Raw genomic sequence first — 16,423 nt, forward strand, 5'->3', positions numbered from 1 at the left:
GCGACGCCAGTCCATAAATAGTGATCCTGTTCAAAGCGTTTTGCATCGCCAGGTTGCTGCCGAATCTGTCACAATTCGGCCCTATTCGAGGTGCGATAGCGCTTTGTGGTCATCAGTATTTCGACTGATGTCTTGAACGTTTTCCAGTAGGGCATTTCCCACCACCAATCGAGGTTTTCTCAACCCGCATGCCTGCCGAGATCCGCACGGCCCGCGCGTCTGACGTCGATGATCTCGCCGCCATCGAGAAAGCTGTTTTCCAAAGCGACCGTATTTCCCGCCGCTCCTTCCGCCTGTTCATCGAGCGCGAAACCGCCGAGACGCTGGTCGCTGAAGTCGATGGCCGCGTGGCCGGCTATGCCATCGTGCTGTTTCGCAAGGGTAGCGGGGTGGCACGTCTCTACTCGATCGCCACCGGTCCCTTCTTCGGGGGACTGGGTGTTGGCCGCATGCTGCTCGGATCAGCGGAAGACGCCGCCTTCGAGCACGGCCGCATGATGCTGCGTCTCGAGGTGCGCGAAGACAACAGCCGGGCCATCCGCATCTATGAGCAGGCCGGCTATCGCAAGATCGGCCGCGAATCCGGCTACTACGAGGACGGCGAGACAGCGCTTCGCTACGAAAAGACCTTGCGCGGTGACATTCCGATCGCCACCAAGGTGCCATTCTACCAGCAGACCTGCGAATTCACCTGCGGGCCATGCTGCCTGATGATGGCGATGGCCAATTTCGATCGCGGCTTCGTGCCGGATCCGGTCATGGAAATCCGACTGTGGCGCGAGGCGACGACTGTCTTCATGATGTCGGGACCCGGTGGCTGCGAACCGTTCGGCCTCGCTGTCTCGGGCTACGAAAGCGGGCTCGCGGCGGAGATCTATGTTTCGTTCTACGGCGCGCTGTTCCTGCAGTCGGTGCGCAGCGAGGACAAGCGCCGGGTGATGGAACTGGCCCAGGTCGACTTTCGCCGCCGCGCGGAACTTTACGGCATCCCGGTGAATTACCGTCCATTCACCATCGACGACATTCGCGCCGCGATCGCGGAGGGTAAACTGGTGCTGGTGCTGATCAGCGGTTTCCTTATGTTCGGCAAGAAGGTGCCGCACTGGGTGCTGGCGATCGGCGATGACGGCGATCATATCCTGATCCACGATCCATGGGTCGAGGACGAAAGACAGGAGACCATCCTTGATGCCGCCAACATTCCCGTGCCCTACGGCATCTTCATGAACATGGCGCAGTTCGGCCGCGACGGACTGCGTGCCTCCATCACTCTGGGAAAGCGCGACAGACAATGACCTGGGTCATCCTTACCGGCCGGCAGAGCGATCTCGACCAGGTGGCGACACCGCACAAGATCATCACCAACCGTGACTATCTTGCGCATCCGTCGCTGTTTCGCGGCCAGCGGCCGAAGGTAATCAACCTGTCGAACAATTACGGCTACCAGAGCCGCGGCTACTACGCCTCGCTGCTGGCGGGCTCACGCGGCCACAAGGTCATTCCGACCGTCGAGACGATGATCGACCTGTCGGAGCGCAAGCTCTACGAACATGCGTTGCCGGAACTGGAACTGGCACTCAACAAATGCCGCAAGGATCTCGGCGGCGCCTTTCCAACCAAGGTCTGCATCTTCTTCGGCATCGGCCCGTCGAAAATCTGGGACCGGTTCGCCAAGCTGTTGTTCGACTGGTTCCGCGCACCGGCACTCGAAGTCCACATCAAGGACAGCGCCGAATGGGCTTCGATCCGCAAGATCGGCTTCCATCCGCTGGCGCGGATGACCGAGGACGAAGAAAAAAGCTTCATCCAGTGCCTGGAGACCTACACCAACCGCGAGTGGCGCGACACCAAGGGCCGCACGCCGGCGCGCTACACCTTCGCCACGCTGGTCGATCCGCATGAGGAATTGCCGCCGTCGGAGATCTCGTCGCTGCGCTACTGGGCCAAGATCGCCGAAAAGATGGGCGTCGAAATCGAGCCGATCACCAAGCGGGACCTCGCCAAGCTCGCCAACTACGACGCGCTGTTCATCCGCGAGACCACCTCGATCTCCAACCACACCTATCGTTTCGCCCGCCGTGCCCAGCAGGAAGGCATGCCGGTGATCGACGATCCACTGTCGATGATCCGCTGCACCAACAAGGTCTATCTCAACGAGCTGATGGCCTACAACAAGGTGCCGGTGCCGCCGACGGTGATGATCGCCGGCAGCTCGGATCTCGAACTGGCGGCGCAGACGCTCGGCTTTCCGCTGGTGTTGAAGATCCCTGATTCGTCGTTCTCGCGCGGCGTCAAGAAATGCGCTGACTTCGAGGAGTTGAAGACGCTTGCCACGGAATGGCTTGAGGATTCCGATCTTTTGATCGCGCAGAAATTCATTCCGACCGAATATGACTGGCGTGTCGGCGTGCTCGGCGGCCAGCCCCTGTTTGCCGTCCACTATCTGATGGCCAAGAAGCACTGGCAGATCGTCAACCACAAGGCCAACGGCAAACCCGACCAGGGTGGCATCAAGACCTTCACGCTGAAGGAAACCCCGGCGCATGTCGTCGAGACGGCGGTGAAGGCGGCGCGCTGCATCGGTGACGGGCTCTATGGCGTCGACCTCAAGGAAACCAAAGATGGCGTCTTCGTCATCGAGGTCAACGACAATCCGAACCTCGACCATGGCTGGGAAGATTCCGGCGAAAAGGACGAGGTCTGGGTGCGGCTGACGCAGTGGTTCCTGGAGCGGCTGGACCGGCCGGGGCGCTAATTTGATCGGGGGTGGATATGCTGTTCGTCGTGATCGAGGACTTTCGCGGTTGCGATCGCAAGGATATCTACCGTCGCTTCAGCGATCGCGGCCGTCTGAAGCCGGACCAGTTGCTCGTGCACCATAGCTGGATCGCGGCGGATATGAGCCGCTGCTTCCTGCTGGTGGAGGCCGATGACGTCACGCTGCTGCAGCGCTGGGTCATCGAATGGGCGGATCTGGTGGAGTTCGAGATCGTTCCCGTGGCGACGAACAAGGACATGGTGGAGGCACTGAGCGGGCACCTCTGAGCGGCGGCCGTCAACGGCCCTCGGTCAGCGCTGGCGATTTGACCGTGCGCACGCATTCCTCGATCAGCCACTGGCGAAATGCCGCCACCACATCGCGTCTTGCGCTGCGTTCCGGGATTGTCATGCAATAAGGCTGGCGCAGCTCCAGCGCCTGGGCCAGCGGCCTGACCAGCCGGCCGTCTTCCAGCGCTTCGGCACAGTAGACCCCTTGTGCCAGCGCCACGCCAAGGCCGGAAATCGCAAGATCAAGGGCGGCCCGTGACGAATTCGCCGAAAGGCCGCGTTGCGCTGCCCGGCCAGGCTCGATGCCCATCGCTTCGAACCAGTTGCGCCAGGACGGGAACGACGCGCCCGTTGGGCCCCAGTCGGTGTGGATCAGCGGCAGACCGGTGAGGGCGGTACCGTCCAGAGATCTGTTCGTCGCGACGAGATCAGGGGCGCAAACGGGGTAGACGGCATCCCTGGCGATGTCTTCCGTTGCCTGGTCGCGATAGTGCGAACGGCCATAGGAAAGGCGGATGTCGATCAGGTCGCGGTCGAACGATACCGGGTCGTCTTCGCCTCTGAGCGATATGTCGACAGCGCCGTGGGCCGCGACAAAGCCCGCCAGACGCGACGACAACCAGCCCATCGCCATGGATGGCGGGACTGACACGACAAGCCGGGAGCGGAACTCGGCGCCGCCCAGTTCGCGTGACACGCTGCCGATCTCACCGAATGCCGTTGTCAGCCGAGGCAGTATTTCCCTGCCGGCGTCGGTGAGGACGACGCGGCGGTTGACCCGGTTGAACAGCTTGCGGCCCATCTGGTCTTCGATGGTCCGGATCAACTGGCTGACCGCGGCAGCCGAGATGGACAGCTCCTGGGCTGCCGCGGCAAAGCTGCCGGAACGCGCCGCCGCTTCGAAAGCCTGGAGTCCGCGCAAGGATGGAAAAGCGATCATGCTGCCCGATAGATAAGATGACCTTATCTAAATCGCATAATTCCTCGTTTTCAGAAAGCTTTCTTGTTGAATACGATGGGCGTCGACATTTTTCGAACTCCGGATGACGCCAGTGGACCATCGCGACGTAATTGCATCGTTGACGCAGCAAGAGCGCAATCGCCTGACCGCCAAATCCGACGTCGCGGGTCTTGTCCAGCTTGGTGCTCATTGGGGTGCGATCATCATCATCGGATCGCTGATCGCCGCCAGGGTTCCGTTCTGGCCGCTGCTGATGCTGCCGCAAGGCATCCTGATCGTCTTCCTGTTCACGCTGCTGCACGAGACGGTGCATCGCACGGCCTTCGAAACGCAGTGGCTGAACGATGCCGTGGCGCGGGTGTGCAGCCTGGCGATCGGGCTGCCTGCGGACTGGTTCCGCTATTTCCATTTCGCCCACCATCGATACACCCAGGACCCGGACAATGATCCGGAACTGGCTTTCCCCAAACCGGAGACATGGAGGCAATACCTAGTCCATCTCACCGGCATCCCGGTGTGGTGGGGGCACCTCAAGACGCTTTGTGGCAATGCGATGGGCCGCGGCCGGGAAGGCTATGTACCGCCAAAAGGCTACACCAAGGTGCGCGTCGAGGCGCGAGCCATGCTTGCCTTCTATGCCGTGGTCATTCTGCTGGCCGTCTATTTCCGGCTTACGGTGCTTCTCTTCGTCTGGATCGTGCCGGCCCTGCTCGGGCAGCCGTTTCTGCGCCTCTATCTCCTGGCCGAGCATGGCCGTTGTCCATTCGTCGCCAACATGCTGGAGAACACCAGGACCACGCTGACCAACTGGCTGGTGCGCAAGCTGGCGTGGAACATGCCGTTCCATGCAGAGCATCATGCCTATCCCGGCGTGCCGTTTCATCAACTGCCGAAGTTTCATGCGCTGATCGAGCGGCATCTGAAGATTGTCGAACCGGGCTATGTCAGCTTCCACGAAAAATACGTCGAGACATTGCGCTGACGGTTGGCCGACCTCAGCCGGTCTGGCTGTGCAACGCGCGCGATGTCAGCAGGCGCTCAATATCCGCCGCCCTTGACGGCACCCCGATCAGATAGCCCTGCGCTTCGACACAGCCATTGGCGCGCAGAATGTCGAGCTGCGTCTCGGTCTCGACACCCTCGGCGGTGACCGTGATGCCGAGCTCGGCGCCCAGCCCGATGATGGTGCGAACGATCGCCGCTGTGTCGCGATTGCCGATGTCGCGGATAAACGAACGGTCGATCTTGATCTTGTCGACGGGAAAACGCCGGAGATAGCCGAGCGAGGAATAGCCGGTACCGAAATCGTCGAGCGCAATGCGGATGCCCAGCTCGCGCAATTGGCGCAGCGTCTTCAGCACGGTCTCGCTCTCGTCCATCAGCACGGTTTCGGTGATTTCCAGTTCCAGCCGGTTGGCTTGCACGCCGGAGAAGGCCAGCGCCGAGATGACGCTACGGGCAAAGCCGCCGCTTTTGAGCTGTACGGCCGAGACATTGACCGCGATGCGCAGGAGGGAAGGCCAACTCGCCGCCGCCGCGCAGGCTTTCCTCAATGCCCACTCGCCAAGTGGCACGATCAGCCCGGTTTCTTCGGCGACCGGAATGAAGTTGTCCGGCGCCACCGTGCCGCGTGTCGGCGAATGCCAGCGCATCAAGGCTTCCGCGCCGACGATCTCGCCGGAGTCTATGTTCATGATGGGCTGGAAATCGAGATCGAATTCCTGGTGCGGCAGCGCTGTCTCGAGGTCGACCCCAAGTGCCCGGCACGCTTGTACCGTGGCGTCCATTGCTGGCTCGAAGAAGCGGTACAGGTTGCGCCCTTCGCTCTTCGCCCGGTAGAGCGCCGTGTCGGCGTTCTTCAGCAGCGTGTCGGCATCCCTGCCGTCGTTGGGGGAAACGGCGATGCCAAGGCTGATGCCGACATGCATCTCCCGGCTCTTGTCGCGAAACGGTTTTGCGATCACCTCGACGATGCGTTTCGCCAGTTTTTCCGCATCGGCAAGGTCTTTGAAGTTGGACTGGATTATGACGAACTCGTCGCCGCCGAAACGGGCGACGATATCTGTTTCATCGCGCAGGCAACGCCGCAACCTCTCGGCCACGCTTTTCAGCAGCCAGTCGCCGGCCGGATGCCCCATCGTGTCGTTGATCGCCTTGAAGCGGTCGAGATCGAGAGAGAAGATTGCCAGCGGTGCAGCAGCGTCCTCCAACGCATGGTCGAGCCGTTCGCGAAACATCGAGCGGTTGGGCAGTCCCGTCAGCGTGTCGTGATGCGCAAGATGGGTCATGCGCTCTTCAGTGCGGCGACGTTCGGTGACATCGTCGAAGGTCACCACCCAGCCACCGCCGCTCATCGGCCGGCGTGTGACCAGAACCGTCCTGCCGTCGGTAAGATGCCGATAGGCCGAATGCATTTTTGCCGCGACCAGGCAGGCTTCGATTTTGGCGACTTCACTGTCGACGTCGATCTTCGCATAGATGCCGAGTTCGAGCAGTCGCTCGAGCGCGTCGCGGTGCGTCGTTCCAAGCGGGAAGTCCGCAGCGGTAACGTCGTAGAGCTCCAGAAAACGCCGGTTGCGCACGATCATCTTGCCATCGGCGTCGTACATCAGCAGGCCTTGCGACATGTTGGCAAGTGCTGCGTCGAAGCGGCGGTGCTGCTCCTTGAGATCCTGTTCGGCGCGCCGCTGTTCGGTGATGTCCTCGTAGATCGAGACCCAGCCGCCTGAAGCCAGCGGGCGATGCGAAATGTTGATGATGCGGCCGTCCGACAGTGTCTCCTCGTAGGTCGAGGCTTTCGCCTGGTCGATATAGGGCTTGCGGATGGCATAGAGTTCGTCGGCACTCTGCGAGGCGATACCGATGTCGACGCTGTGGCGCAGGATATCGAGGAACCGGATGCCGGGCCGGGTCACCTTGGGGTCGAGGCAGAAGATGTTGATGTAGTTGCGATTGCAGATGATCATGCGCTCGTCGGCGTCGAACATGCACAAACCATGCGACATGTTCTCGACCGCGGCCGAAAAACGTTCGTTCTGTTCGCGTAACTCGTCTTCCATGTGGCGCGACCGATCCATGCCTTCGGCCCCCGGTTCCGGGACGGACGAACCACCCTTGGCATCTGCGACGGGCATGAAGGCGCGCCTGCGGATCGTGATCGAACGGGTTAGTGTGGTCGCCGCCGGTTAATTTAGCGTTTTTCAGCCGATAACGGGTGCCGGAACCTGGTGACGCGACTTCTCGATTGCCGAAAAGCGCTTCAGGAACGCATTTTGCGCTGAGGTCACGGAGCGTGGCGTGAAATCGAAGCGATCGGCATTGAAGCCGCGCGGACGGCCGAAGAACTCGGTCGCCTCGGCGGTCGAAAAACCGGCAAGCAGCGTTGCCTCGAAATAGGCGGCGATCTGGTCGGCGCGCTTGATCTCCTTGCGCAGCGCCGCGGCTGGTTTCGGCGGCAGCGAGAAGCGCAGATGGATGGCACGCTGCAATCGCAATTCACAGTCCTTGTAGCTACCGCCCATCACCGATTTGAACGGCGAGATCATGTCGCCGATGACATATTCGGGGGCATCGTGCAGCAGGGCCGCCAGCCGGGCGTCGGCCGAAGCCTCAGGCACCAGGTCGCAAAACAGGGCCTCGACAAGCAGCGAGTGCTGGGCGACCGAAAAGGCGTGCTCGCCTCTGGTCTGGCCGTTCCAGCGGGCAACGCGGGCGAGCCCATGCGCAATGTCCGAAATCTCGATGTCGAGCGGCGAGGGGTCGAGCAGGTCGAGCCGACGGCCGGACAGCATGCGCTGCCAGGCGCGTGGCGGCGCGCCGACGCGATCGGCCGCCATCAGGCCTCCTCCGCGCTGACGACTTCCCGCGGAAAGCTGAACTTCGCCCAGGCGGGGATGGCCACGGTAACCGGCACGTCGCCCGCCATGATCGGCTGGCCGGCGTCGAGCGCCGCCTTGACCCTGTCGATGCGGGCAATGGCGAGCCCGGTCGTGCCGGCGTTCGAGCCAAGCGTGCCGACGGGCCGCCCCTCGACGGTCAGTTCGGTGCCCGTGGCGGGCAGGGGAAGTCCAGCCTGGACGATCAGCACACGCCGCCTGGCCGTGCCGCGATGCTGCATGCGCGAGACAACCTCCTGGCCGACATAGCAGCCCTTCTTGAAACCGATACCGCCGGTCTCGTCCAGCAGCACGTCGTGCGGGAAGGCGTCTCCAGGTTGGTAGTCGCTGCCGCTTTCGGCAATGCCGCTGGCGATGCGGAAGGCTTGCCATGCGGCAAGGTCGCTCCGCTCATCCGCTTGGCCATAGGAACGCGTGACCGCGCCGTTCGCAAAGCGCGTGTCGGCCGCCGTTGAATCAGATTGCGAGGTGGTTGACTGATCTCCCCATGCGACGGTGACAAGCGCCTGATCCGCCTTGGCAATCTCGACCTTGGCGCGCAGCTTGTAGAGCGTCAGCCGGCGTACGAAATCATCTGAAATGTCGGCACGGCATTCGAGCCTGAATGCATTCTCGCCGGCACGCGAGATCAGGAAATCGAACAGGATCTTGCCTTGCGGCGAAAGCAGCGCGCCCGGTTTTGCTCGGCCGGGTATCAATACGTCGAGATCGGTGGTCAGGATGTTCTGCAAGAAATGCTCGGCATCGGGGCCCGAGACGGAGATGAGTGCGCGGTCTTTGAGTTGGGCGAAGGGCATTGGCGAAAGCAGCCTGATCTTGCAAAACGGTCGGCCTTTACGTAAGCCGCTGGCACTCCCCCCGCAAGAGAGAATGGCCATGACCTACGACCTCATCCTGACAGGCGGCACTGTGGTCAACCATGACGGCGAAGGGGCTCGCGACGTCGGTGTGAAGGACGGCCGCATCGCCGCCATCGGCGAACTCGGCCAGGCCTCGGCCGGCGAGACGATCGACTGCCGCGGCCTGCACATCCTGCCCGGTGTCGTCGACAGCCAGGTGCATTTCCGGGAACCAGGACTAGAGCACAAGGAAGATCTGGAGACGGGTTCGCGGGCGGCGGTGCTGGGCGGCGTCACCGCCGTGTTCGAGATGCCCAACACCAATCCGCTGACCACCAGCGAGGCAGCGCTTGCCGACAAGGTCCGCCGCGGCAACGGTCGCATGCACTGCGATTTTGCCTTCTGGGTTGGCGGCACCCGCGAGAATGCGAAAGACGTCGGCGAGCTCGAGCGGCTGCCGGGGGCGGCCGGAATCAAGGTTTTCATGGGTTCGTCCACCGGTGACCTCCTGGTCGAGGACGATGAAGGCGTCGCCTCGATCCTGAGGAATACGCGCCGCCGTGCAGCCTTTCACTCCGAGGACGAATTCCGCCTGCGCGAGCGTCAGGGCGAACGCATCGAAGGCGACCCGTCATCGCACCCGATCTGGCGCGACGAGATCGCCGCCTTGCGCTGCACCGAACGGCTGGTGCGCATCGCGCGCAATGTTCGCGCCCGCATCCATGTCCTGCACATCTCGACGGCCGAGGAGATTCTGTTCCTCCAGCAGCACAAGGATGTCGCGACCTGCGAGGCGACGCCGCATCACCTGACCCTGTCGGCTGACGATTACGCGCGGCTCGGCACGCTGATCCAGATGAATCCGCCGGTGCGCGACATCAGACACCGCGACGGCGTCTGGCATGGCATTGCGCAAGGCATCGTTGACGTGCTCGGCTCCGACCACGCCCCGCACACGCTGGCCGAGAAAGCCAAACCGTATCCGGCCTCGCCGTCGGGGATGACCGGTGTGCAGACGCTGGTGCCGATCATGCTCGACCATGTTAACGCCGGCCGGCTGACGCTGCAGCGTTTTGTCGACCTGTCCAGTCACGGTCCGCAGCGCATTTTCGGCATGGCGAGAAAAGGCCGCATCGCGGCGGGCTACGACGCCGATTTCACCATTGTCGACATGAAGCGGCAGGAATTCATCGCCAATGCGCAGGCCGGCTCGAAAGCCGGCTGGACGCCTTATGACGGCAAGCAGGTCACCGGCTGGCCGGTCGGCACGGTCATTCGCGGCCGCCGCGTCATGTGGGAAGGCGAGATCGTCGCGCCGGGCCAGGGCAGGGCGGTGGAGTTTTCCGAGGCATTGCCTCGCTAAGCTCCCACATCCCGCAAGGCGGGCCAAAAAGAGCTCAATCGCCGGCGACGAAGAACGTCCATTGCCCGGTGGGCGTGATGCCGACGCGGTAGAAGATGTAGGCGCCGAACTGCTTCATGTCGTCGAAATCGCCGGCGGTGACGATCTTGAACAGTTCGACCCGCTGCTTGGCGTCGAGCTTGTCCAGCGGCAGCGCGAAGAAATATGGCCACACATAGAGTTCTTCCGGCTTGCCAGCATCGAGGTGGACGTAGCCGGCGCTCAGCACCTCTTCCAGGATGGCCAGGATCTCCTGGCCATCGGGATCGCCGGAGAGACCCTTGAGGAAGGCGATGGCGTCGCCGTCTATATCGGTCAGCGACAATTGTGTGGTGTTGTCGCCCGTACCGATCAAAGGCCGCAGCTTTTCGATGTCGCCGCCTTTGCAGGCTTCGACGATCAGGTCGTGCATGCGCCGTACCGGTTCCGGCAGCTTGCCGAGATCGTAGACGACCTCGGGCACCGGCGTTTCCGGATCGACGCGCGGCCGGGTCACGCCGCCGCCGCTCGGCGGGCTGTCCGGCTCGGCTTCGTCAGACCCAGCCGGCTTGCTGGTTGGAGGCGGCGTTCCGACGGGGTCGGGCATTGGCACGGTGCTTCCCGGCGGCGACATGTCGTCGTCCGCCGGCGGCGTGACGGGGGCGGGGAGCTCTTCGCGCTTGATCTCGCTCAGCGCATAAGCGGGGCTGCTGACGAGAACCAGGGGAATCGCGGCACAGCCAGCGGCGAAGCAGATGTAGAGGACCAAGCCAACCGGCTTGCCTGACATCGAAAAACTCACTGCCCGTTTCTCCCTGCTTCCGGGCATGACGCCCGAGCGGCATTCTGCTGTCAAAGAACAGGGTGTCGGTTCAGTGCCGCAGCCGTTCAGGTTCGAAGGCGCCAGCAATCACCTTTTCACGCATACGGTCGAGCAGGGCAAGGGCCGAGGTCTCGCCGTTGGCACGCAACATCTCGCCGAACGCCGTCTCGAGCGCTGCCTCGGCAATGATCTCGGGTTCTATGCCGGCGGAGAGACCTTCCGCCCAGGCTTCGCTGTGGCTTTCCACGGCGGTCAGGCGCTTCTCTTCCCTGACCAGCGCGTCGATGTCGTTGACACCATGTTCCATATGCGATGTCCACCCTTTCAAGCGGCGATCCGTCGATGTGGATCAGGCTTGATCTGTTCATTTCACACGCAGGGTCAATTAAGTATCTGTAAATACGACATTTTTTTGGTCGTCTTTTACAAAGACCGATTGCCTTGCGCGAAGCTGCGTTCAACTCGGGCCAAACTTAGCCGATTAGGGCGGCCTGCGGGGCGAAAACCTTCAGTTTGAGTTAATTCCGCATTCGCGGAGTAAGGTTTCGTTAAGACTGTTGCAGAAGTGCCACATGAGGATTGCACCAAGACGTCACTTGGCACAAGCCGGATATTTCGGCCGCCACCGGTGATGGTCCGGATATCTGTGGATGGGCAGGTCGGAATGCCTAGTTGCCATAACGCGAGGCGATGTCGCGCGACAGCGTCTCGCCTTCCTTCATATAACGGCTGATGGCTTCGGTGGCCGAGGGGGTGCACTGCGTGTAGGCGCCGCCGAATGAGCGGTAGCCGCGATTGAAGCTGGCGATGAAGCGGGCGCGCCGCTCGGCGTCCGGATTTTCCGAATCGAGCAGCTTCTGCATCTCGATACGCCACTGGTCGCCTTTCTCACCGCACAAATTGCGCAGGAAATGCAGCGATCCCAGAACTTCCGCCAGCCTCATCAGCCCGGGTTCGAACGGCGATTCGGCACTGAGCGCCGGCCGCGTCGAGATGGCCGCGCTGACGGCCAGACATACGGCGAGAAGCAGGGATGGACGGTTCATAAGTTCTCTTGGCCAAACGGCATAAGCCTTTGTGGCGAAACAATCTGTCGCCCGCAAGGCGATTTTCAGGGCAGCCCGGCGTTTGCGCCAAGGCCCAGCAAGTCTTCGGCGACGGCAAGGACCGAGCCGGCAAGTGGCAGCCGCGCCATCTCGCTGAGCGTATAAAAGGCGGCTGTCTCGGCGTCGTCGCTGGCCACCGCCTCGCCGCCGGCATAGGCGGCTCCGAACACTGTCAGAAGGTAATCGACCGGGTGGCCGTCATCCCTGCTGTCGATGTGGATTTCCCGAAGCGGGCGGTAGTCGGTGGCGTGCAAGCCGGTTTCTTCCAGCAATTCGCGCTTTGCCGCGGCCTCCAGCGTCTCGCCGGTCTCGACCTTGCCGCCTGGAAAGGCATAGAGCCCTTGCGATGGCTGCCGCGCCCGCTTGACCAAGAGCACGGTGTCGCCGCGCACGACGGCCACCGAGACGGCCGGAAGTGTCTTGCGCGCTTCGTTCATGGATTCCCGATCAGGCTCGTTTGAAGGCAGGTCTGTTGTGGACCGTCCAGCATGGGGAAGCTTTAGCGATTGCGCAACGCCGGTTCCATCGCCACTTTCAAGCTGAACCATTCGGCCGAACCATTCGAAGGCACCAGTCGACCATGTGCGGACGTTTTGCCTTGACCGCGACACCGGATCGGACCGCCGCCTTTCTGGGCGTGGCGGGGCTTGAGGATTTCCCGGCGCGCTACAACATCGCGCCGACGCAGCCGATCCTGGTGGCGATCGCCGGTGCTCCGCGGGCGCCGGGCTCCAATCTGCCGGACCGCCAGCCGATGCTGGTGCGCTGGGGGCTGATCCCGACCTGGGTGAAGGACACCAGGGAGTTTCCGCTGCTGTTCAACGCACGCTCCGAAGCGGCCGCCGAAAAGGCTTCGTTCAAGGCCGCCATGCGCCATCGTCGTGCGCTGGTGCCGGCATCCGGCTTTTACGAGTGGCGGCAAACCGGGGGCAAGAAGGGGCAACCTTACTGGATACGGCCCAGGCATGGCGGGGTGGTCGCCTTTGCCGGACTGATCGAGACCTATGCCGAGCCGGGCGGTTCGGAAATGGACACCGGCGCCATCCTGACCGTCAATGCCAATGCCGACATCGCCCATATTCACGACCGTATGCCGGTGGTGATCGATGCCAGCGACTTTGCCCGTTGGCTGGATTGCCGCACGCTTGAGCCACGCGATGTCGCCGACCTGTTGCGGCCGGCGCAGCCTGATTTCTTCGAAGCAATTCCCGTGTCCGACCTCGTCAACAAGGTCGTCAACACCGGACCGGAGATTCAGGAGAGGGGCGAGATCGGGCCGGAGCCCGAGAAGGTCAGGCGCCAGAAGCCCGGCGCGGACGATAGTCAGATGACACTGTTTTTGAGGCGCATGTCGGCTTTAGAGGCACATGTCAGCGCTATGTCGCCGGCGCCTTCGGGGTCGGTCGGGCACCAGTTCAGGCAGCGCGAGGCGAGACGATCTTCTGCGCCGGCTTTTTCTTCTTCGCGGTATGGAGAAGGGCGGCGACGATCGCGGCCGGGCCGATGGCGCGGTAGTGGTTGGCCAGCGCCGGTTGCTTGGCGCGGTTGGATTCCTGCTTGGTTCGGGGCATGTCTCTCTTCCCAGGTAACATTTTCGTGTCTGCCGTTTGATGGCCGATTCTGACCAAATCGTGACGCCTGCTGAACTAGTCGACGAATGTTTCATCACTGTGCCGACATGTTTAATAAAATGTTTCGGCGCGCCTTTACCTGTGATCCAACGACGTTTTTGTCGAAAGTAGCGACTTGACGGCAACACCTGCCAAGGCGATAAAGCCGCCCATGAAAACGTCTTTCGCCATTTGTGGCATTTGCATTATTGGCTAGCCTCGCGCTGGTCCGGACGTTTTCGCCTCATCTTCCCCAGATTGGACAAACGCCCCGGCCAGCAGGCTGGAGTCTGTTTTGCGCCTCGGCGGGCGCCCGGCTTCAGTCAAAACATAACGAACCGGGAAGGCACGAATGTCTGACGCATCGCATGGCCTGCGCCTCTACAACACGCTGACGCGAACGAAAGAGGATTTCGTCCCGATCGATCCGCGCAATGTGCGCATGTATGTCTGCGGCCCGACGGTCTACGACTTTGCCCACATCGGCAACGCCAGGCCGGTGATCGTCTTCGACGTGCTGTTCCGCTTGCTGCGCCATCTCTATGGCGAGGCGCACGTCACCTATGTGCGCAACATCACCGACGTCGACGACAAGATCAACGCGCGCGCCCTGCGGGACTTCGGCGGCGAGATCGCTTCCGGCGCGCTCTCGCTCAATGAGGCGATCCGGCGGGTCACCGAAAAGACGGCAGACCAGTTCCACAAGGATGTGGCCGTTCTCGGCTGCCTGGAGCCGACGGTCGAGCCGCGCGCCACCGAATTCGTCGAGCCCCGCGCTGACGGCAAGGCCGACATGATCACCTTGATTCAAAGCCTGATCGGACGCGGCCATGCCTATGTCGCGGCGGGTGAAGTGCTGTTCGACACCGCCTCGATGCCGGACTATGGACAATTGTCGAAGCGCAATCTCGACGAGCAGCAGGCCGGCGCTCGCGTCGCCGTCGACGCGCACAAGAAAAGCCCACAAGATTTCGTGCTGTGGAAGTTGTCGTCACCGGAGGAGCCGGGCTGGAACAGCCCGTGGGGCAGGGGCCGGCCGGGCTGGCACATCGAATGCTCGGCGATGTCGGCCGCCTATCTCGGCGAGGTCTTCGACATCCATGGCGGCGGCCTCGACCTGATCTTCCCGCACCATGAGAACGAGATCGCCCAGTCGCGTTGCGCCCATGGCACCGACGTCATGGCCAATATCTGGATGCACAACGGCTTCCTGCAGGTCGAAGGCCAGAAGATGTCGAAGAGCCTCGGCAATTTCTATTCGATCAACGAGTTGCTGGAGACGGATATCTTTGGCGGCCGCAAATGGCCGGGCGAGGTGCTGCGGCTGGCAATGCTGATGACGCATTATCGCGAACCGATCGACTTTTCCGTACGCAAGCTGGAGGAGGCAGAGAACATGCTGCGCAAATGGAAGCGGGCGGCGGATCTTGCGCCGGCCGCAGGGCAATTGCCGGTGGAGGTCATCGAAGCGTTGTCGGACGATCTCGCCACCTACGCCGCCTTCCAGGTCCTGACGCAGTTGGCCGGCGAGGCCGTGGACGGCAACGAAGCGGCGGCTTCGCTGAAGGCGTCGCTGCTGTTCCTCGGCTTCGATGTCGCCTCGGCCGACATTGATGAAGGTGGTGTTGCCGAGGCGATCGCCAATCGCCTCGCGCTCATCGCGGCGAAGAACTGGGCCGACGCCGACCGCATCCGCGACGAATTGCTGGCACAAGGCGTACAATTGAAGGACGGCAAGGACCCCGTCACCGGAGAGCGCGTGACAACGTGGGAGGTGAAGCGGTGAGGGTGGCGCGAAACACCCCCCTCTGTCCTGCCGGACATCTCCCCCTCAAGGGGGGAGATTGGATGTCACATTGGCTTTCGCCAATCGTCTCCGTTGATTGTCGGGCGTTTCCGGTGAAGCTGCCGATCTCCCCCCTTGAGGGGGAGAGGTCCGGCAGGGCAGAGGGGGGGCGAACCGCGATGACGCATTATCGAGTGCCCGTCGGCAACCGCAACAATGCACGCAAGATGCGCAAGGCTATGACCGATGCCGAGCTGAAACTCTGGAATGAGATTCGCGCACATCGGCTCATGGGGCTGGCGTTTCGACGCCAGATGCCGATCGCCGGCTACATCGTCGATTTTGCCTGCTCTAGCAAGAAGCTGATCGTCGAGTTGGATGGTTCTCAGCATGCTCAGCTGAAGCGTCGGCATCCGACGCCATGAGAACTGTCAAGCTCGAAGCCCTCGGCTGGACCATCCTGCGGTTCTGGAACGACGACGTCATTCGCGATATCGACAATGTCTGCCAGCACATCGTGATCGAAGCCGGCCTGGCCGGCGCTGAAATTCTGGCGAGCGAACCAGCAAGGGAGTCCGTACCATGATCGACCATCTCGGTATCACCGTTGCCGATTTCGATGCTTCGAAGGCTTTCTACGACAAGGCGATGGCGCCGTTGGGCGCTGCGCTGCTGTATATGGTGCCGCCGGAATACACCGGCGTCGCCAAGGTCGGCGGCTATGGCCGCGACCGGCCGGTGTTCTGGCTGAGTTCCGGCAAGGACAGGCCGAAAGACCACCAGCACGTCGCCTTCACCGCGCGCAGCCGCGCCGAGGTCGATGCCTTCCATGCCGCGGCACTTGCCGCCGGCGGCAAGGACAATGGCGGGCCGGGCCTGCGTCCGCACTATCACCCGAATTATTACGGCGCCTTCGTCTTCGATCCCGACGGCAACAATGTCGAAGCCGTCTGCCATGCCCCGGAGTGAACCG

Annotated in this window: 15 protein-coding genes and 2 pseudogenes; 9 read left to right on the top strand and 8 right to left on the bottom strand. The window is 62.3% G+C overall.

Annotation, left to right across the window (positions count from 1 at the left end; translation table 11 throughout):
* Positions 1–188: 188 nt before the first annotated feature.
* The 3 genes from AC07FD_RS06550 to AC07FD_RS06560 are packed head-to-tail and all read left to right on the top strand — an operon-like array spanning position 189 to position 3,045.
* Positions 189–1,295 (top strand): peptidase C39 family protein, encoded by a 1,107-nt coding sequence (locus AC07FD_RS06550; protein ID WP_478349179.1) that lies wholly within the window; start codon positions 189–191, stop codon positions 1,293–1,295.
* Positions 1,292–2,755, top strand: coding sequence for a RimK family protein (locus tag AC07FD_RS06555; RefSeq protein WP_477226250.1), 1,464 nt, complete (start codon positions 1,292–1,294; stop codon positions 2,753–2,755). The genes AC07FD_RS06550 and AC07FD_RS06555 overlap by 4 nt, the downstream gene beginning before the upstream one ends.
* Positions 2,756–2,772: 17 nt before the next feature.
* On the top strand, positions 2,773–3,045 hold the full coding sequence (locus AC07FD_RS06560) for a DUF3303 domain-containing protein (protein ID WP_095086548.1): 273 nt from the start codon (positions 2,773–2,775) through the stop codon (positions 3,043–3,045).
* A 10-nt stretch (positions 3,046–3,055) separates the two neighbouring features.
* Here the strand turns inward: AC07FD_RS06560 and AC07FD_RS06565 are convergent, their stop codons facing one another.
* Complete coding sequence (locus AC07FD_RS06565; RefSeq protein ID WP_478349180.1) at positions 3,056–3,988, bottom strand: LysR substrate-binding domain-containing protein; 933 nt, start codon at positions 3,986–3,988, stop codon at positions 3,056–3,058.
* A gap of 112 nt (positions 3,989–4,100) precedes the next feature.
* Here AC07FD_RS06565 and AC07FD_RS06570 point away from each other — a divergent pair, with 112 nt between their 5' ends.
* A complete protein-coding gene (locus tag AC07FD_RS06570) occupies positions 4,101–4,991 on the top strand; it encodes a fatty acid desaturase family protein (RefSeq protein WP_478349181.1) in 891 nt (296 codons plus the stop codon).
* A 13-nt stretch (positions 4,992–5,004) separates the two neighbouring features.
* Here AC07FD_RS06570 and AC07FD_RS06575 read toward each other — a convergent pair whose 3' ends face one another.
* The 3 genes from AC07FD_RS06575 to ygfZ all read right to left on the bottom strand — a co-directional run bounded on the left by AC07FD_RS06575 (position 5,005) and on the right by ygfZ (position 8,702).
* Positions 5,005–7,143, bottom strand: coding sequence for a putative bifunctional diguanylate cyclase/phosphodiesterase (locus AC07FD_RS06575; RefSeq protein WP_478349182.1), 2,139 nt, complete (start codon positions 7,141–7,143; stop codon positions 5,005–5,007).
* Between the two features lie 66 nt (positions 7,144–7,209).
* On the bottom strand, positions 7,210–7,845 hold the full coding sequence (locus AC07FD_RS06580) for an HD domain-containing protein (protein WP_478349183.1): 636 nt from the start codon (positions 7,843–7,845) through the stop codon (positions 7,210–7,212).
* A complete protein-coding gene (gene ygfZ, locus AC07FD_RS06585) occupies positions 7,845–8,702 on the bottom strand; it encodes a CAF17-like 4Fe-4S cluster assembly/insertion protein YgfZ (RefSeq protein WP_478349184.1) in 858 nt (285 codons plus the stop codon). Before ygfZ ends, AC07FD_RS06580 begins: the two co-directional genes overlap by 1 nt.
* A gap of 73 nt (positions 8,703–8,775) precedes the next feature.
* On the opposite strand from ygfZ, the gene AC07FD_RS06590 reads away from it, so the two are divergent.
* Positions 8,776–10,107: a dihydroorotase gene (locus tag AC07FD_RS06590; RefSeq protein ID WP_478349185.1), complete on the top strand. Its 1,332-nt coding sequence runs from the start codon at positions 8,776–8,778 to the stop codon at positions 10,105–10,107.
* 34 nt (positions 10,108–10,141) lie between these two features.
* Here the strand turns inward: AC07FD_RS06590 and AC07FD_RS06595 are convergent, their stop codons facing one another.
* From AC07FD_RS06595 to AC07FD_RS06610, 4 genes are all read right to left on the bottom strand, one after another.
* Positions 10,142–10,927, bottom strand: coding sequence for a hypothetical protein (locus tag AC07FD_RS06595; protein ID WP_478349186.1), 786 nt, complete (start codon positions 10,925–10,927; stop codon positions 10,142–10,144).
* A gap of 70 nt (positions 10,928–10,997) precedes the next feature.
* Positions 10,998–11,255 (bottom strand): hypothetical protein, encoded by a 258-nt coding sequence (locus AC07FD_RS06600; protein ID WP_008874920.1) that lies wholly within the window; start codon positions 11,253–11,255, stop codon positions 10,998–11,000.
* Positions 11,256–11,616: 361 nt separating this feature from the next.
* Positions 11,617–11,994 carry a TIGR02301 family protein gene (locus tag AC07FD_RS06605; RefSeq protein WP_478349187.1) on the bottom strand — a complete coding sequence of 126 codons (378 nt, stop codon included), beginning with the start codon at positions 11,992–11,994 and terminating at the stop codon, positions 11,617–11,619.
* Positions 11,995–12,059: 65 nt separating this feature from the next.
* The gene (locus tag AC07FD_RS06610) at positions 12,060–12,491 is read right to left on the bottom strand and encodes an NUDIX hydrolase (RefSeq protein WP_478349188.1); all 432 of its coding nucleotides are present in this window, start codon (positions 12,489–12,491) and stop codon (positions 12,060–12,062) included.
* 143 nt (positions 12,492–12,634) lie between these two features.
* Between AC07FD_RS06610 and AC07FD_RS06615 the strand changes: the two are divergent.
* The 4 genes and pseudogenes from AC07FD_RS06615 to AC07FD_RS06630 form a co-directional block, all read left to right on the top strand.
* A pseudogene (locus tag AC07FD_RS06615) lies at positions 12,635–13,393 on the top strand (SOS response-associated peptidase); the annotation flags it as partial.
* 623 nt (positions 13,394–14,016) lie between these two features.
* A complete protein-coding gene (cysS, locus tag AC07FD_RS06620; protein WP_478349189.1) occupies positions 14,017–15,450 on the top strand; it encodes a cysteine--tRNA ligase in 1,434 nt (477 codons plus the stop codon).
* A gap of 179 nt (positions 15,451–15,629) precedes the next feature.
* Positions 15,630–16,036: pseudogene (locus AC07FD_RS06625) on the top strand (endonuclease domain-containing protein).
* Positions 16,033–16,419 (top strand): VOC family protein, encoded by a 387-nt coding sequence (locus AC07FD_RS06630; protein ID WP_478349190.1) that lies wholly within the window; start codon positions 16,033–16,035, stop codon positions 16,417–16,419. The pseudogene AC07FD_RS06625 and the gene AC07FD_RS06630 overlap by 4 nt, the downstream one beginning before the upstream one ends.
* Positions 16,420–16,423: the final 4 nt, after the last annotated feature.

It is taken from the genome of Mesorhizobium waitakense, assembly GCF_056431085.1.